Genomic DNA, 25,438 nt, shown 5'->3' with positions numbered 1-25,438 from the left:
GCGGGTCTCGACGCGATTTCGCTGCTTGTTGATCTGGGTCTCGAACTTCTTGCGACCGTCATCGAAGTTCTCGCGCATCTCGGTCAGCTGCTCGTCGAGACTCTTGAGAGCGTCGTTGAAGCGATCAAATCCGTTCGTGCTTGCGTGTGCCATCGTGATTCCTCCTGATTGCCGGAGCCGCCAGCTATGAAATTGGGGGCGGCTGGCCCGGGTTTTCATCAGGAAATCTAACACGCTGCGTCATGACGTCAAGAAAATTTTTTCCTTAGTAATACCAGTAGCTTACAACCGCGACAGCGATGCCCTTGCCTGCCAGTTCAACGCAGTCGGTCAAGGGGTTCGGCGTGCGGTTACCAGCGGATCAGCGCGGATCCCCAGGTAAACCCGGAGCCGAATCCGGCCATGGCGATCAGGTCGCCTTCCTTCACCCGACCCGCTTGGCGGCACTCGTGCAGGAGCATCGGGATCGAGGCCGAGGAGCAGTTCCCGTACCTCATGATGTTGTTGTAGGTCTTCTCGGGCGGAATCCCGAGTTTGTTCCCCACGAACTCATTGATCCGCAGATTCGCCTGGTGAAAAAGAAAAAGATCGACGTCCTCGATGGAGCATTTGTTGTGGTCGAGCGCCTCGTTGATCACCTCGGGCATGCGGGTCACCGCGTGCTTGAAGACAAACTTCCCGTCCATGACGGGGAATTGCAGCCCTTGATCGAGCATCTCGTGAGTGATGCGGTGGGGCCAGATGCGCGAGCCCGGCGCCGGTACCCAGAGTTTCTTGGCGAATTTCCCATCGGCGTGGGTGTGGATCGACATGATTCCGCGCTCATTGTCGTGCGAGGGTTCCAGGACCACGGAGCTCGAGCCATCGCCAAAGATCACTGCCACGTCGCGCCCGCGCGTCGTGAAGTCCATGCCCGTCGAGTGCACCTCCGTACCGGTGACCAGCACCCGCTCGTACTGACCCGCAGCGACGAACAACTGGCCGACCTGGAGTGCATACAAGAAGCCGGTGCACTGACAACGTACGTCCATCACCGGTATGCCTTCGAGCCCCAGCTTGTCCTGTAGAAAACAGGAGACACCCGGGAAGTCGTGCTCCGGGGACAGGGAGGCGACCACGATCGCATCGAGATCCTCGGGCTTGAGGCCCGCATTCTCGATCGCCCGTTTCGCAGATTCGTAGGCGAGTTCCGAAGGTCCGGTGCCGTCGTCGACGTGGTGGCGCTCCTTGATACCGGTGCGCTGCTCGATCCACTCATCGGTCGTGTCCATGAGTCTAGTCAGGTCTTCGTTGGTCACGACTCTGGGCGGAACGTACATACCGGTTCCGGTAATCCTGACCTTCCTCACTACCTGCATGGCTTGGGCTCCTTGCTAGACCCCCGAGGCCTCGAGCCATGCTTCGCGCTGCTCGTCGTCGCCGTCGGGGAAAATGATCGGTTCGAGTTTCTGCAGCATCTCCTCGACGCCAGCTCGCGTCACCGCAGAAATGGGAATACCGCCGAGCCGTCGAGCCAGGGCCTCGGTCTCTTCTGGCAGCATGCGATCGCTCTTGTTCAGCACCAGGTACTCGGTTTTGTCGCCGACGCCGAGTTCCTCGAGGATCTCGCGCACGACCTCGATGTTCTTCTCGACACTGGGGCTGCTGATATCGGCGACATGCAAGATGACGCTGGCCTCGGCGATTTCTTCGAGTGTGGCCTTGAAACCCGCGATCAGATCCGGAGGCAGATCGCGGATGAACCCCACCGTATCACTCACGATCACGTCTCGTTCGCGCGGAAAGCGCAAACGGCGCGACGACGTATCTACTGTCGCGAAGAGCTGATCCGCCGCGGTTACATCACTGCGCGTCAATTTGTTCAGAAGCGTCGACTTGCCCGCGTTGGTGTATCCGACGATCGACAGGATGGGCAGACCCTCGCGATTGCGGCGTGCGCGGCGCGTGGCTCGTTGCTTCGACACCTTGGCCAGCTGGCGCTCCAGGTGTTTGATGCGATCGCGCACACGGCGTCGATCGACTTCGAGCTTCGTCTCACCCGGACCGCGCCCACCGATTCCACCCGCGAGGCGCGACAGGGATTCACCCTGGCCGGCGAGTCTCGGCAGGCGATAGCGCAGCTGTGCCAGCTCCACCTGCAGACGGCCTTCGCTCGACTGGGCGTGTTGCGCAAAGATGTCGAGGATCAGCTGCGAGCGATCGACGATGCGCGCCTCGACCAGATCGGTGATCTGTCGCACCTGCGCGGGGCTCAGATCGCGATCAAAGAGCACCAGATCCGCGCCCTTCTGCCAGGCCCGCACGACCAGATCCTTGAGCTTGCCCTGACCGATCAGGTAGCGCGGATCGGCCTTGGGTCGGCGCTGGCGAATCGTGTCGACGATGGTGAGTCCGGCCGTGCGCGCCAGTTCGCGCATCTCTTCGAACCTCTCCTCGGCATCGTCGTCGCGCCCGAGCGTCACACCCACCAGCACGGCGCGTTCCCGCCCATCGACCGCGATGCCGCGCTGCGCCTCGCTGAAGCTCTCCTCCAGCTCATCGATCCAGTCCAGGAAATCGAAATCCAAAAGGCTGGGCTGGATCGGGTCGTGTCGCTGGACGATCTCGTCACTGTCGTCGGGTGGGCGCAGCGATGCATAGTCCACCTTGTCGGGCAGGCCCTGATCGTCGACCAGCACTGCGACCATCGCGTCGAGACGCAGGAGGCTCAGGTCGGTCAGGTCATCGGAGGTCAGGCGCTCGCCGCGCAGGTGGGTATGGATGCAGCGCAGGCCGCGGAATCTCCCCTGTCCACCGCGCACGCGTTTGAAGTCGGGCAACTCGATGTGAAACGCGTCGCCGATCATCACGTACTCGACCTGGCCGCCACGCGAAACCAGTGCGCCGACCTGGCGACCCGTCTCGAAGCTCAGCTCCGAGAGCTGCCGAGAAAAATCCTGTGAGACCAGAGAAGTACGTGGAATCTTGCGCTTGTACAGGTTCTTCAGGCGGCGAATCTGATTGGCCTTCAGGCCAAACGTCTGTCCGTACAGTTCCGAAATGACGCGCCCCCTATGGCCTCCGCATGAGGCCATATCGAGATGTTGGAGGGCCGAGCCCCCGGGGTCAAGCGGACGGGCCTTGACCATTTGCGGCAGCGGAGGCGACCCTGCCGGGCCATGAGCACCCCGCAGATCAGTGTGGTGATGCCGGTGCGCGACGCACCCGGCACCCTGGACAGCGCCATCGATTCGGTCCTGGCCAGTCGCGGGGTCGATTTCGAACTGATCTGCGCGGACGACGGATCCGGTCCGGAGACCGCCGCAGCTCTCGACGCCTGGGCGCGGCGCGACTCGCGCGTGCGCGTGCGTCACCTGGACCCCGCGGGAATCAGCGCCGCGCTCAACGCCGGACTCGAGTGGGCCGAGGCCGCGCTGGTCGCCCGCATGGATGACGACGACCGGATGCATCCCGACCGGCTGCGCGAGCAACTGAGCTTCCTGGAACAGCACTCCGATGTGGCCCTGGTGGGTTGTCGCGTCGAGTCCTTTCGAGAAGGCGGTCTGCTCGAGGGCTATCGACTCTATTCGGACTGGACCAACCAGCTGATTTCTCACGACGAAATTGCGCGCGAAGCGTTCATCGACTGCCCGATTCCGCATCCCACCTGGATGGTCCGACGCGGGGTGCTCGGCATGCTCGGAGGCTATCGCCAGGTGGACTGGCCCGAAGATCTGGACCTTTTGTACAGCCTGCTCGCAGCGGGTCACCGGGTAGGCAAGGTGCCGCGCGTACTGCACAGCTGGCGCGATCACGATCGGCGCCTCTCCCGCGTCGATTCTCGCTATGATCGCCAGGCATTCTCGGCGGTGAAGGCCCATTGGCTCGGCAAGCTGCACCCGATGCAAGCCGCAATCGTCTGGGGCGCGGGCCGCACGGGCCGGCGAATGGTGAAATTGCTGCAGGCTGAGGGGATTTCAACCCGGGCCATGCTGGACATCAATCCGGCGCGCATCGGGAGCTGTTGGAACGGGATTCCCATACTGTCTCCCGATATCCTCGAAACCCGGGCCGACGGCTGGCGCAGCGAGGGCCTGCGCATCCTGGGCGCGGTGGCGAGTAGAGGCGCTCGAGCTCAAATTCGTGCGAAGTTGAGTTCTGTAGCCCTCGTCGAAGGCAATGACTTCTTGATGGTGGCGTGACAAGCGCCGAGAAGGAAAGCATGGCGAGCGGAGACCTGGCACTGGTGTTGATGGCGGCGGGCAAGGGCACGCGTATGCGCTCGAGTCTGCCCAAGGTGTTACATCCCGTATGTGGGCGTCCCATTCTCATGCACGCCGTGCAGCTTGGACGCGAACTGGGCGCCAGGCGCGTCGTGGCTGTCGTGGGCAGTGGCGAAGACCAGGTGCGTGAGGTGCTGGCGGACGAAGACGTCGAGATCGTCGTCCAATCCGAACAACTCGGTACCGCGCACGCGGCCCTGCAGGCTCGGGCTCTTCTGGAAGATCACGAAGGGCCCGTGCTCGTGATGAACGGTGATCACCCGCTGTATCGCGCGAGCACTTTCAACGATCTGCTCGATACCTATCGCAAGGGATCTGCCGAACTCGCCATCCTGGTCGCCGAATTTCCCAATCCAACGGGCTACGGACGCATCGTTCGCAACAGCGACGGATCGGTCGCGCGCGTGATCGAAGAAGATGACGCGGACGCAGCCACCAAAGAGATCCGCGAAGTGAATCTGGGCGCCTACCTGGCTTCTTCCGAGCTCCTGTTTCAGTGCCTGTCCAAGGTGGGCAACGACAACGCCAAGTCCGAGTACTACTTGACCGACGTCATCGAGATCGCGGCGCAAGAAGGCCGGCGCGTCGAGACTTCGAGCACGGACGACTGGACCGAAACACTGGGCGTGAACAGCCGCGTCGAACTCGCCGAGGCCGAACGACTGATGCGCCGGAGACTCGCCGAGTACTGGATGCGTGAAGGTGTGAGCTTCGTCGATCCGGACTGCACCTATCTGGACTGCGACGTCGAAATCGGACCCGACACCCGCATCGAACCCGGGGTCACGTTGAAAAGCGGCACTCGCATCGGTTCGGGGTGTCGGATTGACTCTGGCGCAGTAATCGAGAATACGACGATCGGCGATGATTGCTGGATCAAGCCACAATGCTGGCTCGAAGGCGCCCGTCTGGCCGCGCGGGTCGTCGTGGGCCCTTCCGCACATCTTCGCCCCGACACCGACCTGGCGGACGACGTGCGAGTCGGAAACTACGTCGAGATCAAGAATTCCAGGCTCGGCCCCGGGACGAAGGCCGATCACCTTTCCTATCTCGGCGACTCGGATGTGGGCTCGGGGGTGACGATCGGCTGTGGCGCCATCACCGTGAACTACGACGGTACCTCCAAGAGCCGCACCGTGATCGGCGATCGCGTTTTTGTGGGCTGCAATTCGAATTTGATCGCACCTGTGGAGATCGAATCCGGTGCATACATAGCCGCGGGATCGACCATCAACAAAGAAGTCCCGGACGGCGCTCTGGCGATTGCCAGGGCTCGTCAGCGGAACATCGAAGGCTGGCGTGATCGCCGCTTCGGAAAGAAGGACGGGAAGGACTAGCGATGTGCGGAATCGTCGGCTTCGTTGGTGAATCGGATCGCGCACAGGACGTGATCCTCGACGGCCTCAAACGCCTGGAATACCGCGGTTATGATTCCGCAGGTCTGGCCGTGCTCGACGACGCGAAGTTGCGTGTCGTGCGCGCCACGGGCAAGCTGGTCAACCTGGAATCCGCATTGCGCGATATTCCGCTCACGGGAACGCTGGGCATCGGGCACACGCGTTGGGCCACACACGGAAAGCCCTCGGAGCAGAACGCCCACCCCCACGTCGCCGGTTCCGTCGCCGTGATCGGCAACGGGATCGTCGAAAACTTCCGGGAACTGCGGGCCGAACTCCGCGACAAGGGCTGCGAGTTCGCATCCGAAACCGACACCGAGATCATCTCCCATCTGGTCTTTCTGGAACGCAAGAAGAGCAAGTCGCTGATCGAGGCCGTGCGAGCGGCCGTGCGCCATCTGGACGGCTCCTACGCGATCGCCGTGATCGACGAAGACGAGCCGGACCAGATCGTGATCGCAAAAAACGGCGGGAACCCGATCATCATCGGACTGGGCGAAGGAGAGAACTTCGTCGCCTCCGATATTCCGACGATCTTGCCGTACACGCGCCACGTGCTGATCTTGCACGACGAAGAGATGGGCGTGATCAAGCGCGACTCCGTCGAACTGACCACATTTGCGGGTGAGCCCTTCGACCGCGAAGCGAAACTGATCCAGTGGGATCCGGTGCAGGCGGAAAAAGGCGGCTACGACCGGTTCATGCAGAAGGAGATCTACGAGCAGCCGCGCGCAATCTCCGACACGATCGGCCGCCGGGTCGTCGATGAGACCGGCGGCATCGATCTCGACGGGATCGATCTCGACGAGGCGTTCGTACGCAATCTGCGCGGCATCCAGCTCGTAGCTTGCGGCACCGCCTGGCATTCATGTCTGCTCGGGCGGATGATGATCGAACGACTGGCCCGAATCCCCTGCGACGTCGATCTGGCAAGCGAATTCCGCTACCGGGATCCGCTGCTCACCGATCAACACCTGATCATTCCAGTTTCACAATCGGGCGAGACCGCCGACACGATCGCAGCCATGCGCGAAGGCCGGAAACTCGGCGCACGTGCGCTCGCCGTGTGCAATGTGCACGAGAGCACGATCGCGCGCGAAGCCGATGACGTCCTATACACCCACGCCGGACCGGAGATCGGCGTGGCCTCGACCAAATGCTTTACGACACAGGTGGTTGCCCTCTATCTGGTCGCGCTGAAGCTCGGCATCCTTCGGGGGACGCTCTCGCCCGAACAGGTGCGCGCCGAAACCCAGGAGTTGCGCCGCCTGCCGCGACTGGTCGACGAGACACTGGGCCTGTGGGACGAGGTCGAAGGCATCGCCCGCCGCCATTTCCACGCTCGGGACTTCCTGTTCCTGGGCCGCGGCTACGGTTACCCGATCGCGCTCGAAGGCGCGCTCAAACTCAAGGAAATCTCCTATATCCACGCCGAGGGTTATGCCGCCGGTGAGATGAAGCACGGACCGATCGCGCTGATCGACGAAGACGTACCCGTGGTGATCGTGGCAAACCAGGCCTCCGTCTACGGCAAGGTGATCTCGAACGCCGAGGAAGTCCGCGCCCGCGGCGGCATCGTGATCGCGATCGTGGAACAGGGCAACGAGGGAGCTCGCGAATACGCCGACGAGGTGATCGTGATTCCGAGTGCGCCAGAAGCGCTGGGCGCGGTGCTGGCGACGGTCCCGCTGCAGATCCTCTCCTACCACGTCGCCACCCTGAAGGGCACCGACGCGGATCAGCCGCGCAACCTGGCGAAGAGCGTCACCGTCGAGTAGCGACAGACTGGAGCGGCGGGTAAGTTCTGCCCGCATTGTCGACGCCACCGAACCACATGGCGACCCTGCTCGACGGCTTGAACCCCGAGCAGCGCGTAGCTGCTGAACACACAGAGGGCCCGCTGCTCGTACTCGCCGGTGCGGGGAGCGGCAAGACGCGCATGCTCACGCATCGCATTGCTCATCTGATCAGCTGCGGCAAGGCTCAACCCTGGGAAATCCTCGCGGTCACGTTCACGAACAAGGCCGCGCGCGAGATGCGCGAACGGGTCGATTCGCTTCTCGAGCGCGAGAACTCCGGTGTCTGGGTCTCCACCTTTCATTCCACCTGCGTCCGCATCCTGCGCCGCGAAATCACACAACTCGGTTACGAGCCCAATTTCGTAATCTACGACCAGTCCGACTCGCTTGCGCTGGTCAAGCGCGTACTGCGGGCCCTGAATGCGGATGAACGCTCCTACCCTCCACGGGGAGTGCGAGCGCAGATCGATCGCCTCAAGAACCGCGGTCTGCTACCCGCCGATCTCGTCCGAGAAGACAGTTTCGAGGCGCAGAAGATCGCCGACGTCTACCAGCGCTACCAGAAAGAGCTTCGACGCGCGAATGCGCTGGATTTCGGCGACCTCATCCTGCTGACGACACGACTTTTCCAGAACCACCCGGCCGTCCTGCAAAACTATCAGCGGCGCTGGCGCTACGTGTTGGTGGACGAGTACCAGGACACCAATCCCGTGCAGTACCAACTCCTTCGCCTTCTGGTCGATGAACACCGGAACATCTGTGTGGTGGGCGACGAGGACCAGTCGATCTACGCGTTTCGCGAAGCCGACATCCGCAATATCCTGGGTTTCGAGAAGGACTTTCCCGGCGCGGCGGTCGTACACCTGGAGCGAAACTACCGCTCTTCGCAGCCGATCCTCGACGCCGCGACCGCCGTCGTATCGAACAACACCGAGCGTAAGGGCAAGAAACTGTACACCGAGCGCGCCGAAGGCGAGCCGGTGCGCTTCTTCCAGGCCCCCGACGATCGCGCAGAAGCTTCGTATGTCGTCGGTGAAATGCTGCGGCGGCGCGAAGCGGGCGCGAAGCTGGGCGACGTGGCGATCTTCTACCGCACTCATGCGCAGTCCCGGCCGCTCGAAGAAGAGCTGCTCAAGTACAACGTGCCTTATGCCGTCGTCGGCGGGACGCGCTTCTACGATCGTGCCGAGGTCAAGAACGCCCTTGCCTATCTGCGCGTGATCGCGAATCCCGACGATGCAGAGAGCCTGCTGCGCATCATCAACACTCCTGTGCGGGGAATCGGTCGAACGACGATAGAACGCCTGCTCGAGCTTGCAGAAACACGCGGCGCTTCGCTCTGGAGCGCGACACGTACAGCCTGCGACGAGGGTCTCTTGCGCGGTGCCGCAGCAAAACGCGTACCCGAGTTCCTGGCGCTGATGGACAACCTGAACTCGCACCGCCAGGGATCGGTCGTACAGCTTCTGGCTCATGTGCTCGAGACCTCTGGCTATATCCGGGCACTCGAACAGGAAGCGACGGTCGAATCCGAGGCGCGGCTGGAAAACCTCAATGAGTTGCTGGCGGCCGTCGAGGAATTCGAGAGCCAGAACGCCGATGCGGAGCCGATCGAAGCCGAGCCTCCCGGGGACGATGGCGGGGTCGCGGCGGACACCGGCCCCCGCGACTTGCTCGATCTGTTCCTCGAACAGGTCACCCTCCTGTCCGAAGCCGACAAACTGGACGCTGACGAGGATCGAGTCGTGCTCATGACTGTACACGTCGCCAAAGGACTCGAGTTTCCGACCGTGTTCGTCGTAGGCCTGGAAGAGGGCATCTTCCCGCACTTCGCGTCCATGGACGACCCGACGGCAATCGAAGAAGAACGACGGCTCTGCTACGTGGCGATGACTCGTGCCGAGGAGCATCTGTACCTGACCAATGCCACGATGCGACGGATGTACGGTTCGGTGCGCTACAACGCACCGAGCCGCTTCCTGGAAGAGATTCCCAACGGTCCGCGGGCCTCTGAACGCGGGCTTCCCGGCATGGATCGCGTCGCCGCCAGCCCGCTTTCTCCGCGCGGGGAAGAGCGGCCGCATCGCCGCATCCCGGCCGCAAAGCGCACAGTCGCGGCAGATCCCGGATCAAACATCACGGTCGATTACAGCGAAAGCCAGTCCGATCCAGACGAAATACCCCTTCTGGAGGTGGGTCGCCGCGTTGAACACCCGGTCTTCGGAGAAGGCAATATTACCGAGGTCTCGGGTAGCGGTGCCGCCGCGAAAGTGAAGATCCAGTTCGATCGAGCGGGTATCAAGACAATCAAGCCCAAGTATGCCCAGCTACGCGTGCTCTCGTAAGCCCCTTTCCGCCGCGCTAGCCTCTCCCTCCCTGTTCAGAGTCCGGGGAGACACACTCTGTTCGCAGTCCAGGATGCGACCGTCAACGAGTTTCGAACCAAGCGCTTGACCTTGCGCGCGGCTCGCCGTGCGGATACAGGCCCGCTCCACGAAGCGATCACGGAAACACTTCCGGAGTTGATCCGCTGGCTGCCCTGGGCTCGCGCTGGGCACCGCCGCAGTGACACGCGCCGCTACCTGCGCGGCGCGCGCAGCGCCTGGGCGCGCAGGACCACACTGGAATACCTGTTGGTACAGCAAGAGACCGGCCAGGTACTCGGTATCACGAGTATCCACCGCATCGATTGGACGCGGCGCTGTGCCGGCCTCGGTTACTGGATTCGAGCTTCCGCATGGAACCAGGGCTTTGCAACAGAGGCGGCACTCGGCACGACAATGCACGCCTTCGAGCGCCTCTCCATTCATCGCCTCGAAGCGCATGTGGCACTGAATAACAAGAATAGCCAGCGAGTCGTCGAGAAGATCGGCTTTCAGCGCGAAGGTGTCGCACGCGATTCGGAACTCCTGGACGGTCACTATCTGGATCACATTCAGTACGGTCTGCTGCACACGGATGTCTTTTCTCATGCGGATTGCAACAAATGAGCCTGCGCTACGCACTCGCATCGGACGTCGGACGCGTTCGGGAAAACAACGAGGATTACGTCGAGGCGGTTCCCGAGATTGGCCTGTTCCTCGTGGCCGATGGAATGGGGGGACATGTGGGCGGCGAGGTCGCAAGCCAGGTAGCCGTTCAGGCCACGATCGAAGCCGTGCGCAGTCAACGAACGCCGAAACGGGTTCGCGACGAAAAGCGCGTACTCACGAACGCCATACTGGCTGCAAACCTGGCGATCGTAGAAGAAGCCCAGCGGCAAAACCTCCACGGAATGGGTACGACTCTCACTGTGCTGCGAATACGATCGCGTTCGGCGATCATTGCCAACGTGGGCGACTCTCGCGCCTACGCGCTGAACAAGAGTGGCCTCCGACCTCTGACCACCGACCAGACGGTAGTTGCGCGGATGGTAGAGCGCGGAGAACTGACTCGCGAGCAGGCGATGACCCACCCAGACAAACACATCCTGCTTCACTCGCTCGGAACGAACGATTCCATCCATCCCGAGGTCGTGCAGACGGTCGTTCGATCTGGCACGCGCCTCCTCCTATCAACCGACGGCATACACGATTTCGTATCGGAACGGGAAATCGCCAAGCTCGCAGCGGCCGACGATCTGGACTACGCGGTCACCTCGCTGATCGAGCGCGCCAATGCGCTGGGCGGTCCCGACAACGCGACTGCACTGATCGTCCAGCCCTGACTCAACAAGACATCTAGCCCTGGTCCGTCATACCGAGTCGCGTCGCGAGCGCGGTTCGCGGCGAATTGCGCGCATCAGATGTTCGACGTTACGCAACGCGAGCGCCATGATCGTCTCTTGTGGGTTCACGCCTACCGACGATGGAAACAGACTGGCATCGGCGATGGCCAGTCCCTCTGTGTCGTGCACACGACCGTAGGAATCCGTCACTCCCTCTGCGGGATGCGGCGACATGCGGGCGCTGCCCATGATGTGCACGGTCATCAGCTCAATCGCTGCGGGATTTCGCTTCAGCGTGTCGATCTTTTCGAGTTCATCGGCAGATGAGATCGTCGGCAGATGCGCGAAGGGAAGCAACACTTCCCGCGCACCTGCTTCAAACAGGATGCGCGCAGTCATTCTTACACCGCGGTGAATGGTTTCGACGTCGCGATCCGAGAGCTTGAACGTCATCAGGGGTTCCCGATCGGGACCCAGGCGAACCCGACCCTCGCCCGTATCCTCGATGAGCGCTGCAGCGGTGATCATCTGGTTGTACTGGCGCATGCGCTCGGCGTGGCCCGGACCCAGACCCGGAAGCCCGGAGGCCAGGAGGCCCGGTGGTACGGTCGAAGCCGCGATCAGAATGCCTTCCTTCAGGAATTTGTGCAGCTGGTGCGTCTGGTGCGCGCCGACCCAGGTGTCCAGCGGCTCGTCGAACACGCCCACGACCTTGGCGTTGGGATGTGTGCGCAGATTGCGACCCAGTGCAGGCGAACGCACGCGACTGCGCAATAGGATGCCGGGGGTATGGCGCGCGCCAGCGGCGAGCACGACCAGCGGTGCATACGCGTCGAAGCGACGCAGACTGCGTCCGCGCTCATCGACGATCACGCCGCGAACACCCACGGCTCTGCGCCCCGAGAAGCGCACCTTCCGCACCTTCGCACCCGTGATCAGGCGGGCTCCGCAATGCAGAGCGCGCGGAATCTCCGTCACCAGCATCGAGCGTTTTGCGCCCGTTGGACAACCCAGTGCGCAGTTGTTCAGACCCACACAGTGGTCCATGTTGCGGCGATTCTGTTCCATCTCCCAACCGAGTTTCGCCGCGCCTTCCGCGAAGATGCGCGAATGCCGACCCCAGGTCTGTTCGGGCTGCAACTCCACGTTCAGGATGTGTTCGGCCGCCTCGAAGTAGCGGGCCATTGCCCGGGGAGACGTTTCAGGTAGTCGGTGGTCTTCGGACCAGGCCTCCAGCACGTGATCGGGTGTGCGCCAACACATTCCGCCGTTGATCACGCTGGACCCTCCCACGCAGCGCCCTTCGGCAAACAGAATCGGCGGTTTGCCCATGATCGCACTGGTTCCTGCATCGCGGTACAGGCGGCGGATCATTTCGCTGGGGTTCGTATTGAAGCTCTCGGTCCGGTGCAATTCACCCTCTTCGAGGATCAACACGTCGTAGCCGGCCGCGGCCAGCGCGGCCGCCGTCGTCGCTCCGCCGACACCCGAACCCACCACGATCACATCGGCCGTCCACAACGGGTGCCCGCCGAGATCGGCACCTTGCTCGACATTGGGATACTCGATCCGGCACTCCGGGATACGCGCTCCACTCATGAGCGCATATCCTGCAGGAGCTCGGCGCGCTCACGCGTCAGACGATCTGCGCGCGTCTGCCAGTCGACTCCGAGCGATTCCAGAACCTGCGGATGCTGGTAGAAGGATACGTACACCAGCACGCGCAGACCGAGCAGCAGGGTTCCGCGCGCCCCGCCCGCCTCCAGCCAGTTCTCCAGATAGACCAGGCGCTCTTCAGTCGACAGGCGACTCATACGCGCGAAGCGCCGAGGGCGTGCGAACAGCGGGACGCCCCACTCGAGCAGGCGCAGGCCGAGAGGAAAACCCAGGCGCAGGAGCGGAGGCAAGAAGGGGAAGAACTCGTCGAGTTCCCGAATCACGTCCTCGTCGATGGGCTGGTCGAAACCCGATCCGCGCGGCCGGATCGCATCGGCGACCGAGCGCAGGATGGCTTCAGAGCCTGCACCGAGACTGGACATTGTCGCACCGGGAAATTCGCTCACCCTCGAATCGTAACGCAGCCCGAGATCTCGTCACGAGGCAGGTTCGACGATCGAGAGCGCGTCCTGGTCCCGAAAGGCTTCGTCGAGATCCATGCCGTAGCCGACCACCCAGCCGTCCCTGAGTTCGAAACCCACGTAGTCGAGCTGTAGATCGACGAGTCGGCGCGCCAGCTTGCTCACGAGCACGGCGATGCTCACGCTATTGGGGGCTTCGCATCGGACCCGAGCCAGCACGGCCTCCATGGTGCGGCCTTCGTCCGCGATATCGTCGAGAATCAACACGTCGCAGCGCGCGAACACGCCTTCGGGAACAGGCTCGAGTTCGACCTGATTCAGGCGGGTTCCCGACGTGCGTCGCGCCCGCACGAGCACGGTCTTCGGCTTTACGCCCTCGGGCTCGACTTCTTCGATCAGACGCTGGGCGAAGCGTCGCGCACCTTCGGCGATCACCACGAAGACCGGATCGCGATCGGCGTAGTCGGCCGCGATCTGGCGACCGAGTTCGGCCAGGCGTTGGTCGACCTCGTGCGCAGAGATGATCTCGCGGAGCTGGTGGTTTGGACTCATCGCACTCTGGTACCATGATTCCGTCATGGCAGCGACCCCAGTTCCAGCATCCACGGTCATTCTCCTGAGAGACGGCCAGCCCTCCCCTGAAGTGCTCCTGCTCGAGCGACACGCAAAAAGCGAGTTCCTGCCCGATCTGTACGTGTTCCCGGGTGGACGAGTCGAAGACCAGGACCACGCGCTGGCCGATCGCATCACGGGACTCGACGCGACGGGCGCAAGCGCCGCATTGCCGACGGTCGCCGCGGAACTCGCTCTCGGTTTCTTCGTCGCTGCGATCCGCGAGACCTTCGAAGAGAGTGGAATCCTGCTAGCTCGACGACGCGGCGAAACTGAACTACTCGACGAGGCCCGAGCAAGCGCACTCAGCGACCGGCGACTGGACGTGCAAAGCGGAGATCTGGCCTTCCGCTCCCTGATCGAAGCCGAGGATCTCGAACTGGCCGCCGATCGACTCTCGGTACACGCTCACTGGATCACACCGGCGATGGTGCCACGCCGCTTCGACACGATCTTCTTCTCGACGCGCACACCCGTCGGACAACGAGCACTTCACGATGGCCTGGAATCGACCGACCACGTGTGGATCCGTCCGGAGCTCGCACTCGAGGAACTCCGGGCGGGAAAGCGGCAGATGATCCTGCCCACCTCTCTGAACCTGAAGACACTCGCGGGTTTCAACGACGCCGATAGCGCATTGGAAGCTTCTAGAACACGTCCTGTGGTGCCGGTTCTCCCCACCGTGGTAGAGGAAAATGGCCGCAAGAAGATGGTGATCCCAGAGGAAGCCGGTTACGGCAGATTCGACGATCCGGTCCCGGACGTGGTTTCGAAGAACAGCTGATTGGCCACGCGATCCGCGAAAATCCGATAGACTCCCCGTATGCACGAGGTCATCGTACTCGGTGGCTACGGGCGACTCGGGCGCTACTGCGTTCACCATCTGGTCGAGAACACTCTCGCTCGGGTCGTGGTCGCCGGGCACAATATCCAGCGAGCTGAATCCTGCGCACTTCAGTATCCGAAGCGTGCGCGCGCGGTTTACGCCGAGTCGAGTGATTCCCGTACGCTACAACATGCGCTCCAGGGCGCTTCCATGCTCATTGCCTGCTGCGGCAACGATCTGAGCACCGTACTCGAAACCTGTCTCGAGATGCGGGTTCCTTTTCTCGGGCTTACGCCGATCTCGCTCTCCGAGCCCCAACGCGAACGGATCGGAGAAATGGCCTGGGAAGCAAATCTGCCTGTCGTACTCAACGCGGGCGCATTGCCCGGCTTGCCGGGAGTTCTGGCCGAAGCTCTCGTGCGGCGCTTTCCAGTGATCCCCGAGATTCGAATCGCCTCGACAGGCCCGTGGTACGAAACGGATACGGCCATCAGCGATGTACGCAGCTTCAAAAAGCAGAATGATGCACCTGACGGAAACGCGACCGGCCGCTTCACGCCGCTGCTCTGGAACTTCGCCCCCCCCATCGGTCCTCGCCCGGTTCGCCCGCGAGCATCCGCCGATCTGGATCACTTCATCGAATCGCATTGCGTCGACAAGATGGTGTACCTGGAACCTTCTTTCGCAGGCGTGACCCGTGGAGTGGATCGACTCTTGCGGCGCAAGGAACCGCCGCTTTTCGGAATCGCTGCGGAGGCGTTGCTCGAACCCGGAACTAGCAACTCCGACGCGTCGATCGAGATCGCGGCAGCGCATCCACTGCTACCGGCCGCGGTCATCGCCAGGACGGTGGTCGCAGCGAGGCTCGCGGGTGAGCTACCCAGTGGCCTGCTCGCACTGCGCGAAGCCATCAATCCGATACACATCCTTTCCGCCCTCGAAAAGAGCGGAATGACCGTCATCTTCGACTAGCAGGCTGCGGAAGAACCCTGGCCCGAGACACGCGAGTGGATTTCGTTCGCGCTCGAGGCGCTGAGGCGCAGCTGTAGTGCCTCTACAGCGAGTTTCAGCAACGAAGAGCGCGGATGAAAGACGCCGCGTGACGACGGGAATGGAGTCTTCCGCAGCTTGCCAGGCGCCTATAGCGAATCGCGCAACTCGCGCATTCCGATCGGCTTGACCCCCCCCGTCTCGAGCACCGCCGCCATACTGCCGTCGGAGTAGATCTTTCGCTCCTCGTCACGTTGTCGCCAGTCGTGCGTGATCGACTGCAGTTCCTGGTTGCCGAGCGCGCAATGCGTGATCAGATAGGAGAGCCCGGCGCCCAGGCCTTCGAGTCGCGCTGCATTGTGCTTTACACCCGTCCCCGGTTCAAAGCTCAATGAGTTCGCATCGAAGTAGTCGAAGACCGGCATGCCAGACGACTCGTATTTGTCGATCATGTCCAGATAGTCGGCCAGCATCTCCTTCAGGTTGTCGGGCAGATTGTCGCGGTTGACCCTTGGAACGAATGCGGGCAGGCGGTAGTCGAGTGCCAACTTGAAGTAGATCTCGGCAAACTTCACATCGAAAACCGTACCCATATGGCTATCGATATGTGTCGCATCCACACCCGCTTCGAGAGCCGTGTCGATCTGTGCGCGCAGTTCGCGTTCGACATCCTCTGCCGTCGCGTGCTCGACCGTCTCCGCCGTCGTGCGCCACATGCCGCCGTCGGGCGAGACCAGACTCGGCACATCGTCATGCACGGGTCCCCAGCGATAGCTCTCGTACTCGGCGTTGAGCGTCAGGTGGACGCCGAGGTCGAGATCGGGTCGATCGCGCGCCAGCTTGGCCGCTTCTTCGAAACCGGGACACGGCACCATGATGCTGCCGCAGGTCGCAGCTGCTTCGAGTGCAACCAGCGCACCGGAATTCGCCGCCGGGGACATGCCGACATCATCGACGTGGATCACCACGACGCGATCCTGCTCGCTCATTCCGATCTGCTCCAGCACTGACATCTACACCTCCCGAGAATTGAGGGTAGATCATAGCCGGAACCTTGTGGTCGCGGGCCGGATGGAGCCGACAGGAATGGGTTTTTCCGCAGCCTGCTAGGCCAGAAGCCCAAGAGGAGAAGCGGAAAAACCGGGAAAGGTATCGGCTGGAGGTTTCTCACCCAGGTGTGCGCTCAGTACCTCGTGAAGCACGTTTCGATAATCGCTGGTGATGGCGAGATCACGGCCCTCGTAGAGCCGTGATTTCGCAAGTCCCGGCCAGTCGCCGAAAATGCCCCCGCGCACACGCGGCCCCGCCACCAACATTGCACTGCCGTGACCGTGATCGGTTCCACCGCTGCCATTGGGTGCGACGGTGCGCCCGAACTCGGTCATGACCACGGCGATCACGTCACGCCGCCCCTGCATCAACTCGAACAGCCGGGCCAGCCCCGATGCCAGATTCCCGATGGCGCGTGCCATCTGGCCGGTGTCCCCGCCCTGGTTCGCGTGCGTATCCCAGCCGTCGAGTTCGAAGAACACGGCACGCACTCCCAGCCGGGCTCGTTCCAGCGCTCCCAGTCCCTCGACCAGGCGAACGAACTGCCTGGAACCCGGTCGTGTCCCTGGAGCCCGCGCACGGGAGTGAATGAAGGCTGCGCGCACGCGCTCGACCGCGGCAAACGCACGCGTACCGGCGAGCCCGACCGGGTCGTCGCCTGCGCGCACATACGCCGCCTCGAGAGCGCGCTGCGCGATCCGGCTGGCGCCGCCGATGCCGAAACTCTCGGGTCGCGGCATGGCAAACGCTTCTGCGCCGCGCAGGGAGAGCGGCGGTCGCAGGCTCAGCGCAAGCGACGAGAACAGGTCGGACGGATCGTCGCGGCGCAGAGCACGTGCCAGCCAGCCCAGGGGTACGCCGCGCGCAAGTGATCGCGTGTTCCCGGACGCCATTTCCATGAGGTCCTGAGCCTCGAAGTGAGAGCGAGACGTGTCCGAAGATCCCACGGCGTGCACCACGGCGAGTTGCTTCGCATCTACCAGCGGTTGCAGGGGTGCGAGTGCGGGGTGCAGAGCGAAACCCGGCGCGAACGGAAGCGGGTTCTCGATCGAAAGCTGGCCTCGCTGTCTCGTGTAGTCCGGATCACCGACGGGCGGCACCAGGTGCAAAGCATCTGCCGCACCTCGCAGAAAGAGCACGACCAGTAGAGGCTCGGCGATCTTTCCCGCCGCTGCGGGGCGCGAGAGCCACATGGGCACGCAGGCGCTGGCCGCGAGGCCGAGAGTGCCGTCGCGCAGAAAGTCGCGACGGGTCACTGCCATTGGAATTCCGGCGATGCAACGGCCAGTGCGATGCGTTCGGCCCCGGCCAGACCCGGGGATTGCGGCGCATTCAGGGTGCTCGGGAGGGTAGGACCGAGCCGGGTGCCGCCCAGACCCCGTCCGAGGCCGAACGCCAGGGATACCCGCGCTAGCACGGACGAAGGATCAATCCACTCCTGAGCTTCGTCCGGATAGCCCTGGGGTGTACGCGCCATGAATGGCAACTCGCCGAGCAGAGCCAGTTCTTTGCGCAGGCGTTTGCCACCGTCGGTCTCACCGCCTGTCGTCCGCAGCGCGCTGGCGACGAACTCCAGAGGTGTCTTGAGCTTGCGGTTCGCAGGGTCGGCAAACTCGGGCGAGTGCAGGATGGTGCGCAAGAGCGAAGCGATATCCCCCCGGGTCTCCATGAAGGTCTGCGCGGTGCGCTCGACCAGAGCAGGGGGCGGATCGTCGGCGACGAAACGACGCACCAGTTTGAACGAGATGTGCCGAGCCGTAGACGTGTGACGCGCGAGCCTGCGCAGGAGCCACAGACCCTGCTCGACGCCGCTTCCCGGCACGCGATCGCCCAGTACGTTTTTGTCGCCCCGGTCGTGCAGGAAACTCCGGAACTTGAAACTCACGGTGCCGCGGCGCTGCACATTCCAGCCCGTGAGTACCCGTGCAGCTTCGATGATGTCGCTCTGCGTGTAGCCGGCCTCGACGCCGAGCGTGTGCAGCTCGAGCAGTTCGCGCGCGTAGTTCTCGTTGATTCCCTTCGGAGCCCTCTTGGAGACTCGCGCCTTGCGGGGTACTCCGGATCGAATGTTGTCCAGGTAGAAGAGCATGGCCGGACTCTGTGCGACCGCGATCAGGAGATCCTCGAAGCGACCGAGCGCGTGCGGACGCAGAACCCGCCGTTCGTAGTCGTCGAGCAAGGCACCGATCGGTCCCTTGCGGGCGAACACGCTGAAATGGTTCGCCCAGAAGTCGACCATGACCTCCTGCAATTGTCGCTCGCCGTGGACCGCGCGCACGATGCGCGCAGCAGCGGAATGCCGGGTCATGCGTTTCACGCGCTCGCGGCGCGCCTTTTTGGCCGAAGCTCGGTCTGCGGACATTCCGGTCCGGTCGCCGATCGGCGCGTCTCGATCTCCCGGCTCGAGTTCCGCATCGGCGATGGCCCGGAGGCGTTTTTCGAGCCCGGCCTCGGAAATCCCCCCAGGCTGAAGCTGCTCTTCGAGCCAGGTTGCGGCGCCCCGCGTCGCCAATGCCTCGCTCTGTCCCGGCCGGGCACCAAAGCTGGCGCGCTGGAGCAGTCGATTGAGGGATCTGGATGGCATCATGTCTGTCTATGGAACCGGTCACCTCGATCCTGGTTGCGCCAGCGGATGCGGGCCTGCGCCTGGACGTGCTGGTTGCGCGCGAGTTGGGCATTTCGCGCGGCTATGTGCGGCGTCTGCTGGGCAAAGAGCGCATTCAGATGGACGGGCGAGCCCCGGCCAAGGGAGCGATCGTGCGCACGGGCGACCACATCCAGGTGCTGGCGTTTCGACACCCCGAGGCCGGCCTTCCGCCCAACCCCAATCTGCAATTGCGCGTGATCGCTCGCAGTGGTGGACTGCTGGCAATCGACAAACCGGCGGGCCTGCCCAGCCATCCGCTGGATTTCGACGAAATCCATACCGCGCTCAACGGAGTACTCGCCCTGCACCCCGAGATGCAAGGCGTGGGCGAAGGCGGGCTGCAATCGGGGCTCGTGCACCGGCTCGATACGGCCACTTCTGGCGTGCTGGTGTTCGCGACGGAAGAGCAGACCTGGCAGACCGTTCGCGCGCGCTTTGCAGAGCGCAGCGTCCAGAAGCGCTACCTGGCGCGCGTCCACGGGCGTTACGACGGTCCGGACAAGCTCAGCCTACGGCTCGAAGGCCGCGGACCCCGCGTGCGGGTAGTAGAAACGGGCGGACTCCCGGCGGTCACGGAAATCCGCGTGCTCAGCGAAGATCCGACCAGCTCGCTTCTGCAGGTCGAGCTGATCACGGGCGTTCGCCATCAGATTCGCGCCACTCTCGCGCACCTGGGTTCACCGGTCGTCGGCGATGCCCTCTACGGTTCCGATGCCGAACTGAAGCGCCATCTCCTGCACGCCCAGTCGCTGCGCGTGACCCTGCAGGACGGGGTCGTTTTCGAAGCCCGTGCCGCAACGCCGGCCGAGCTGGAAAATCCGCTTTGAGACGCGAGTCCTCAGGCGCCCCGGAACCCCGTGAATATCGCCACCCCGGTTGCGAAAACGGGTAGCCCTGCGCTCAAGGGCGCAAAACCGTGGCTGATCAGAAGGTGCAACAGATCGGCCCTCGGGCAGCCGAGGTGCCCGGGAATCGTCATGAAACTCAACGCAGCCACACTGCCGTAGGCCAGAGTGAGCAGCGGACGACGCGGGACTCCCCGGGCCGCGTAGAGTGCGAGCAGGGCGGCCGGAACCAGCGCCGGAACCAGCGCCGTCAACAGACAGGTGGAAGCCGCGCTCAACCAATTCGCATCGAGTGGTGTACGCGTCGCGAAGGGATGGGCCCCGGCGACTGCGGCGATCGTCAGTCCGGCACCCAGTACCACACCGAACCAGCCGAACCTCTCGACGCTGTTGCGCCCCGGGATGCAGGTGGCCAGCGCCAGGGCCAGGCCGCCGGCGCCCAGGATGAGGTGTGCCGCGATACTCCAGAAACGGGTGGCAGAGAGTTCCGGATGGATCCCCTGAATGCCCGCGATCGCTTCGAACAGAAATGCGGCGCCGAGCATGACGCAGACCAGCCCGAGTATCCGACGCGTCATTGTCGCGAGCGAGGGAAGCGGGACCACGGGCTCGAGACCCTTCGCGAGTTCGCTGATCAGATCTTCGCTGGACACTTTCAATCTCTACCCATCCCGAGCCGTACCCGCAGCGCCTTGTAACCGCGATGCGCCCGCACTTTCAGGGCCCCGGGAGTGATTCCCAGTTTTTCGGCTGCGTCCAATACCGAAAGCTCGCGCAGGTGAATCAACTCCACAGCTTGCCGTTGGGTGTCGGGCAGGCTTTCGAGAGCCTGGCTCAGGTCCTGGGAAAGAGGCCGCAGCAACGGGCTGGGTTCGTGGGGATCAGGCAGGCTTTCGACCTCTCCCAACGGCACCTCGCGGCGATTGCGCGTGACCCGCACGCGCAGCGAATCCGCCGCCGCGTTGCGCGCGATCGTCCGCAACCAGGGCCCGAACGGCCGACTGGGCTGATACGTGTGACGCGCCCGATGAATCGAGAGCAGCACGTTTTGCACGACGTCCTCCGCGTTGGCCCCGGAGTTGATCCGTGAACCGACAAAAGCCCTGAGCCCGGGAAGGATCTCCCGAAGGAGCCGATCGTAGGCAACCGCGTCACCCTTCTGGGCGGCGGCCATCAGATCGGGCCAGCCGGCCTCGGCCCGCTTCCTCCGCTCGCGCTTGTCGTCCATACGCTTTCCCAGAGCCTCTGGTTACCTGGAACCGGTGTTCCGGAAACCGTATTCCGGAAACCGTGTCTCAGAACCGGTTCCATGACGCCATCGAACCCGGATTATGACGCTGGGCCAGGGGAGTTTGTTTCAGCCAGATCCGGCCGGAAGCTCGATCTCGTAGAGTTTGACGCCCTTGATCGATACCCGACCGGCCGGATCCTCGAAAACGACGTTGAGCTGAACCAGATCCGGCCGCTCGCCGGGCTTCAGGAAAAAGGCGACCTCCCGCTCCACCCAGGCGGTCGTCCCCGTGACGGGTTGCTCGATGCCCCGCGAAAAGAACATGCCGCGGCCGGGCAGGCGCACCCACATCTCGAGATAGACCTTGCCCTGCAACCGCTCTGACGAAAGCTGCGCGCGATACAGGAGGCGGGTCGCCTCGACGTCCGGATTCTCGAGTTCGAACAGCTTCACGCTGCGGGCTTCCCCCGGAACGATCAACCAGGCATCCCCGGCGACGCTGACCACGTCGGACGCGATCGGCGCGTCGATCCCCACTCGATAGGAGCGCAGGTGGTGAGGTTCCGAAGCGGTCGGCATTTCACTGCACGCCGCAACCAGGACGAGCACGATTGGCGCGAGCTTTCGGATGCTCATGGGTGGATGATGAGCTTTCCCCAGGTAGCGCGCGAGCCCAGGGCTTCGAGGGCCTCGGGCAGTTGCTCGAGAGTGTAGGTGCCGAAGATCAGCGGACGGATTGAACCCGAGGCGAGCATGCGCTCGAGCCCTTCGAAGACCGGTCCGACCGCTTCCGGCTGATTGTCGTGGTATGCGCTCCAGTGCACACCGACCACTGAGATGTTCTTCAACAGGATGCGATTTGCCTTTGCGCTGGGGATCGTCCCGCTTGCGAAGCCAATCACGAGTAGACGGCCGTTCCAGGCGATGCACCGGAGCGATCCGTCGAAGATATCGCCTCCGACCGGGTCGTAGATCACGTCGGCCCCGCGCCCGTCGGTTGCTTCCCGAACGGCCGCCACCCAGTCTTCCTCGCGATAGTCGATCGCCAGATCCGCACCCGCGCGCCGGGCGATCTCCAGTTTCTCACGGCCACCGGCCGTCGCGATCACACGGGCGCCGAGCGCCTTGCCGATCTGCACGGCTGCCAGACCCACACCACCGGCGGCGGCATGCACCAACAGAGTCTCAGTCTCACGCAATTGCGCTCGGGGAACGAGCGCGGCATACGAAGTGGGGTAGACGATCGGGATGGCTGCTGCGCTGTCGTAGCTCGCGTCCTCGGGGATCCGTCGCAGGAACTCCGCAGAAACCGCCAACTTCTGCGCGTAGGCGCCATAGGGTACGTGCCCGTAGACCCGGTCGCCGACGCAGAAGCCGCTCGTACCCGGGCCGAAAGCGCTGATCACACCGGCAAATTCACCACCGGGGCTGAAGGGGAATTCGGGCTTGACCTGGTATTTGCCCGCGATGATCAGGATGTCGAAGAAGTTGCAGCCCGCAGAATGCACATCGACCACGACCTGGCCGACGCCGGGCACCGGTTCCGGAATCTCGTGGACCTGCAGCTGGCTGGGCTCGATCCAGTGATCGACCACGACGGCGCGCATCACTCTCCTCGAGCGAATTCTACACGCCGGGAGTTTCGCGGCGAAATGCGGCGAAACACGGCGAGCGCCGACCGGTCAAACCAATCGGCGCTCGCTTGAACCTCTCCGAAAGAAGATGTGTCAGACGTCGTATGGACGAAGCGTCTTTCGGCCGTTGCCGATTGCTCGTTCTTCAGCAGTCTTGATGAGCTGGCGGACCTCATCTTCGAGCGCGCCATAGAACTCGCTACCGACGTTGCACTTCTTCACGGCGGCCTTCACACGGCTCTTCGAAATGATCATTGCTTCCGGGGCGCTGCTCTTCTTGCGCGCCACCTTCTTCTTGGCCTTTTTCCTGGCTGCCATCAGTGTCTCCTTGTTCGCTCTGCCGACATACCGGCACACGAGGCAAATAACCCAGAACCCCTCGAAAGCAAGGGTTGGCGGGGCTTTTTCAGGTAGACTGGAGTTCATGCATGTTCGGACGCGCCCAGCAATCAGAGGTTTTGCGTTGTTCCTGGCGCTGATGATTCTCGCCGAACCGGGAGTTGCAAGGCAGCGCGGAGCCGACGGAGAGTTCAGCGAGAGAAAGTCACGACACTTCCTTCTTCTTCAGGACGTGGCGATCGATCGCTACTCCGGCGCCAACGGGATTCGGCAGTTCGAGCGATCGGTTCTGGCCACGCTGGAAAACGCGCACGACAGCGTGCGAAATGTGCTCGGGATCGATCCCAGCAACCGGATTCAGGTTCAGATCTTCGACCCGGATCTGTTCGATCAGCGCTTCGCCTCGCTATTTCGCTTCCGCGCCGCCGGTTTCTACAACGGCGTGATCCACGTACGAGGCAACACCGCCGTGGATGGACGCCTGGTTCGCACCTTGCACCACGAATACCTGCACGCGGCGATCGGAACGATCGGGGGACACGGGCGCTTCCCCGGCTGGCTAAATGAAGGACTCGCAGAATATTTTGAACGGCTGGCCCTCGGTCGACGACTCATGAGCCAGCGAGAACACGACGTGCTGCAAAGAGTGGTCCGGCAGGGCGCGTGGATTCCACTCGCACAGCTTTCGAGACCTAGCTTCCAGGACCTGGGCCCGAACTACGCCGGGTTGGCCTACCTGCAGTCGTTCGCGACTGTGGAGTACCTGTTGCGAAACTGGGATGCACGCAAGATGCGGAGTCTATGCGAGCGCCTCGCAAAGAATCCTTCGATCGATCTTGCACTCCGACGCACATATAGGCTCAAGTTCGCCGAAATGGAGAGGGGCCTGCTCGCGGAGCTGCAGTAGGGTTTCAGCTTCGGGAGGTTGCGGTCGATCGTCCTTGCAGCCCATGTGTGCGCTGAAGAAACCGAGAGCCGCCATTGCCGACAGGCGAACGCCGCCCACGCGGGGTTTGTCGCTGGATGCCAGGATATCGCACGACCCGCGCGCGTTGATTCAGAGCATCATCGAAGGAATCCGCGCCGTTGCTTCCGAGCGCGGAATCGAGGTCTGGATCGATATCGCGCCCAGGGTTCCGAGCAGTGGGCGTTTCGATCACAAGAACGTACGCATCGCCCTCGGCGAACTCCTGTCGTACCTGCTGTATCTGTCGAGTGGCGGCAGCGTGGGTGCGCTGGTGTACGGACGTGGCCCCCGTGAAGTCGTGGTCGAAGTCCTGCAGAACGGTATAGGCATAACATCGACGGACTTCGAGCGTCTGAGCTATGAGGCAAAGCACCCGTTGAACCGCGCTCGTGCCGCAGCGCGGAGACTCGGCTCCGACGTCGTCTATGAACTCTCACATCGCTCGAGTGGCATCTATCGCTTCCGCTTCGCCGTCGAGCCGAGCACGCCGTTGCAAACGGAAGGCCCGCATAAGTGGGCGCTCTGCACACAGCCTCCACTGGCAGGTCGAGTCCTGTTGATCGAACGCGATGGCCAGAACCGACGCTTGTTGCGGCGACTGATGGAGGATCTCGGTATTGCCGTCAGTGTCGCGGATAGTGCCCTGGGTGCCATTGATCGCGCGCTTTTCGGCGGCTTCGACCTTGTCTTGATGGGACTGGATACTCCTGACGTGAATCCGTACGGAACCTCACGCGTGTTGCGACGCACGGGTTTAGACAAACCGATCGTGGGACTGTCGAATAAGTCGACACCGGAGATTCGCGAGAAAATCGACCGAGCCGGATTCGACGGCGCGCTGATCCGCCCAATCGATCGCCTGACCTTGATCGAGCTGGCTTCCCGCTACTTGCCCAAGCGCCAGCGCAATAGTTCCTAGGGAACCTCTGCACAGGGAGGCTGCGGCTGCGAAGCGCGATGCATCCGCCTGCGCTGCGTCGCGCGAACCTCTGCAGATCTACGGATCTGCGATCGGATCACGCTTCTTGCTCAGGCGGCGACTCCCGCTTCTCGCT

Annotated in this window: 25 protein-coding genes; 11 read left to right on the top strand and 14 right to left on the bottom strand. The window is 63.0% G+C overall.

Features of this window, described 5'->3' with window-relative positions; genetic code table 11:
- The 3 genes from GY725_15705 to hflX form a co-directional block, all read right to left on the bottom strand.
- On the bottom strand, nt 1-153 hold a 153-nt coding region (locus GY725_15705; GenBank protein ID MCP4005635.1), incomplete at its 3' end, for a hypothetical protein.
- Between the two features lie 197 nt (nt 154-350).
- The gene (locus GY725_15700; GenBank protein ID MCP4005634.1) at nt 351-1,358 is read right to left on the bottom strand and encodes a ketoacyl-ACP synthase III; all 1,008 of its coding nucleotides are present in this window, start codon (nt 1,356-1,358) and stop codon (nt 351-353) included.
- A 15-nt stretch (nt 1,359-1,373) separates the two neighbouring features.
- Nucleotides 1,374-3,074 carry a GTPase HflX gene (hflX, locus tag GY725_15695; GenBank protein MCP4005633.1) on the bottom strand — a complete coding sequence of 567 codons (1,701 nt, stop codon included), beginning with the start codon at nt 3,072-3,074 and terminating at the stop codon, nt 1,374-1,376.
- Between the two features lie 84 nt (nt 3,075-3,158).
- Between hflX and GY725_15690 the strand changes: the two genes are divergently transcribed.
- The 6 genes from GY725_15690 (at nt 3,159) to GY725_15665 (ending at nt 11,164) form a co-directional block, all read left to right on the top strand.
- The gene (locus GY725_15690; GenBank protein MCP4005632.1) at nt 3,159-4,181 is read left to right on the top strand and encodes a glycosyltransferase; all 1,023 of its coding nucleotides are present in this window, start codon (nt 3,159-3,161) and stop codon (nt 4,179-4,181) included.
- A 20-nt stretch (nt 4,182-4,201) separates the two neighbouring features.
- On the top strand, nt 4,202-5,599 hold the full coding sequence (gene glmU, locus GY725_15685; GenBank protein MCP4005631.1) for a bifunctional UDP-N-acetylglucosamine diphosphorylase/glucosamine-1-phosphate N-acetyltransferase GlmU: 1,398 nt from the start codon (nt 4,202-4,204) through the stop codon (nt 5,597-5,599).
- A 2-nt stretch (nt 5,600-5,601) separates the two neighbouring features.
- Nucleotides 5,602-7,437: a glutamine--fructose-6-phosphate transaminase (isomerizing) gene (gene glmS / locus GY725_15680; GenBank protein ID MCP4005630.1), complete on the top strand. Its 1,836-nt coding sequence runs from the start codon at nt 5,602-5,604 to the stop codon at nt 7,435-7,437.
- A gap of 56 nt (nt 7,438-7,493) precedes the next feature.
- Complete coding sequence (locus GY725_15675; GenBank protein MCP4005629.1) at nt 7,494-9,803, top strand: UvrD-helicase domain-containing protein; 2,310 nt, start codon at nt 7,494-7,496, stop codon at nt 9,801-9,803.
- 105 nt (nt 9,804-9,908) lie between these two features.
- Complete coding sequence (locus GY725_15670) at nt 9,909-10,448, top strand: GNAT family N-acetyltransferase (GenBank protein MCP4005628.1); 540 nt, start codon at nt 9,909-9,911, stop codon at nt 10,446-10,448.
- The gene (locus GY725_15665) at nt 10,445-11,164 is read left to right on the top strand and encodes a Stp1/IreP family PP2C-type Ser/Thr phosphatase (protein MCP4005627.1); all 720 of its coding nucleotides are present in this window, start codon (nt 10,445-10,447) and stop codon (nt 11,162-11,164) included. Before GY725_15670 ends, GY725_15665 begins: the two co-directional genes overlap by 4 nt.
- 27 nt (nt 11,165-11,191) lie before the next feature.
- Here the strand turns inward: GY725_15665 and GY725_15660 are convergent, their stop codons facing one another.
- The 3 genes from GY725_15660 to GY725_15650 are packed head-to-tail and all read right to left on the bottom strand — an operon-like array spanning nt 11,192 to nt 13,821.
- Nucleotides 11,192-12,763: a GMC family oxidoreductase gene (locus GY725_15660; protein MCP4005626.1), complete on the bottom strand. Its 1,572-nt coding sequence runs from the start codon at nt 12,761-12,763 to the stop codon at nt 11,192-11,194.
- Nucleotides 12,760-13,227 carry a hypothetical protein gene (locus GY725_15655; GenBank protein ID MCP4005625.1) on the bottom strand — a complete coding sequence of 156 codons (468 nt, stop codon included), beginning with the start codon at nt 13,225-13,227 and terminating at the stop codon, nt 12,760-12,762. Before GY725_15655 ends, GY725_15660 begins: the two co-directional genes overlap by 4 nt.
- A gap of 30 nt (nt 13,228-13,257) precedes the next feature.
- Nucleotides 13,258-13,821, bottom strand: coding sequence for a hypothetical protein (locus GY725_15650; protein ID MCP4005624.1), 564 nt, complete (start codon nt 13,819-13,821; stop codon nt 13,258-13,260).
- Between GY725_15650 and GY725_15645 the strand changes: the two genes are divergently transcribed.
- Nucleotides 13,820-14,638 (top strand): NUDIX hydrolase, encoded by an 819-nt coding sequence (locus GY725_15645; protein MCP4005623.1) that lies wholly within the window; start codon nt 13,820-13,822, stop codon nt 14,636-14,638. The genes GY725_15650 and GY725_15645 overlap by 2 nt on opposite strands.
- Nucleotides 14,639-14,677: 39 nt before the next feature.
- Nucleotides 14,678-15,652 (top strand): hypothetical protein, encoded by a 975-nt coding sequence (locus GY725_15640; protein MCP4005622.1) that lies wholly within the window; start codon nt 14,678-14,680, stop codon nt 15,650-15,652.
- Nucleotides 15,653-15,819: 167 nt separating this feature from the next.
- On the opposite strand, the gene GY725_15635 is transcribed toward GY725_15640, so the two are convergent.
- From GY725_15635 to GY725_15625, 3 genes are all read right to left on the bottom strand, one after another.
- A complete protein-coding gene (locus tag GY725_15635) occupies nt 15,820-16,683 on the bottom strand; it encodes a ChbG/HpnK family deacetylase (GenBank protein MCP4005621.1) in 864 nt (287 codons plus the stop codon).
- A 93-nt stretch (nt 16,684-16,776) separates the two neighbouring features.
- A complete protein-coding gene (locus GY725_15630) occupies nt 16,777-17,982 on the bottom strand; it encodes a DUF1501 domain-containing protein (protein MCP4005620.1) in 1,206 nt (401 codons plus the stop codon).
- Complete coding sequence (locus tag GY725_15625; GenBank protein MCP4005619.1) at nt 17,973-19,307, bottom strand: DUF1800 domain-containing protein; 1,335 nt, start codon at nt 19,305-19,307, stop codon at nt 17,973-17,975. Before GY725_15625 ends, GY725_15630 begins: the two co-directional genes overlap by 10 nt.
- On the opposite strand from GY725_15625, the gene GY725_15620 reads away from it, so the two are divergent.
- Complete coding sequence (locus GY725_15620) at nt 19,298-20,194, top strand: RluA family pseudouridine synthase (protein MCP4005618.1); 897 nt, start codon at nt 19,298-19,300, stop codon at nt 20,192-20,194. The genes GY725_15625 and GY725_15620 overlap by 10 nt on opposite strands.
- Nucleotides 20,195-20,205: 11 nt before the next feature.
- On the opposite strand, the gene GY725_15615 is transcribed toward GY725_15620, so the two are convergent.
- The 5 genes from GY725_15615 to GY725_15595 all read right to left on the bottom strand — a co-directional run bounded on the left by GY725_15615 (nt 20,206) and on the right by GY725_15595 (nt 23,395).
- A complete protein-coding gene (locus GY725_15615; protein MCP4005617.1) occupies nt 20,206-20,865 on the bottom strand; it encodes a hypothetical protein in 660 nt (219 codons plus the stop codon).
- Nucleotides 20,866-20,867: 2 nt separating this feature from the next.
- Nucleotides 20,868-21,440 carry a sigma-70 family RNA polymerase sigma factor gene (locus GY725_15610; protein MCP4005616.1) on the bottom strand — a complete coding sequence of 191 codons (573 nt, stop codon included), beginning with the start codon at nt 21,438-21,440 and terminating at the stop codon, nt 20,868-20,870.
- Nucleotides 21,441-21,569: 129 nt separating this feature from the next.
- Nucleotides 21,570-22,079 carry a hypothetical protein gene (locus tag GY725_15605; GenBank protein MCP4005615.1) on the bottom strand — a complete coding sequence of 170 codons (510 nt, stop codon included), beginning with the start codon at nt 22,077-22,079 and terminating at the stop codon, nt 21,570-21,572.
- Nucleotides 22,076-23,050 carry an NADPH:quinone oxidoreductase family protein gene (locus GY725_15600; GenBank protein ID MCP4005614.1) on the bottom strand — a complete coding sequence of 325 codons (975 nt, stop codon included), beginning with the start codon at nt 23,048-23,050 and terminating at the stop codon, nt 22,076-22,078. Before GY725_15600 ends, GY725_15605 begins: the two co-directional genes overlap by 4 nt.
- Before the next feature lie 120 nt (nt 23,051-23,170).
- Nucleotides 23,171-23,395 (bottom strand): DUF1931 domain-containing protein, encoded by a 225-nt coding sequence (locus GY725_15595; GenBank protein MCP4005613.1) that lies wholly within the window; start codon nt 23,393-23,395, stop codon nt 23,171-23,173.
- A gap of 106 nt (nt 23,396-23,501) precedes the next feature.
- On the opposite strand from GY725_15595, the gene GY725_15590 reads away from it, so the two are divergent.
- Together GY725_15590 and GY725_15585 are read left to right on the top strand one after the other, a co-directional pair.
- The gene (locus GY725_15590) at nt 23,502-24,323 is read left to right on the top strand and encodes a hypothetical protein (protein ID MCP4005612.1); all 822 of its coding nucleotides are present in this window, start codon (nt 23,502-23,504) and stop codon (nt 24,321-24,323) included.
- A 145-nt stretch (nt 24,324-24,468) separates the two neighbouring features.
- A complete protein-coding gene (locus GY725_15585; protein MCP4005611.1) occupies nt 24,469-25,302 on the top strand; it encodes a response regulator in 834 nt (277 codons plus the stop codon).
- Nucleotides 25,303-25,438: the final 136 nt, after the last annotated feature.

Source organism: bacterium (genome assembly GCA_024226335.1).
Classification (GTDB): domain Bacteria; phylum Myxococcota_A; class UBA9160; order SZUA-336; family SZUA-336; genus JAAELY01.
This window is presented reverse-complemented; position numbering and strand designations above follow the sequence as displayed.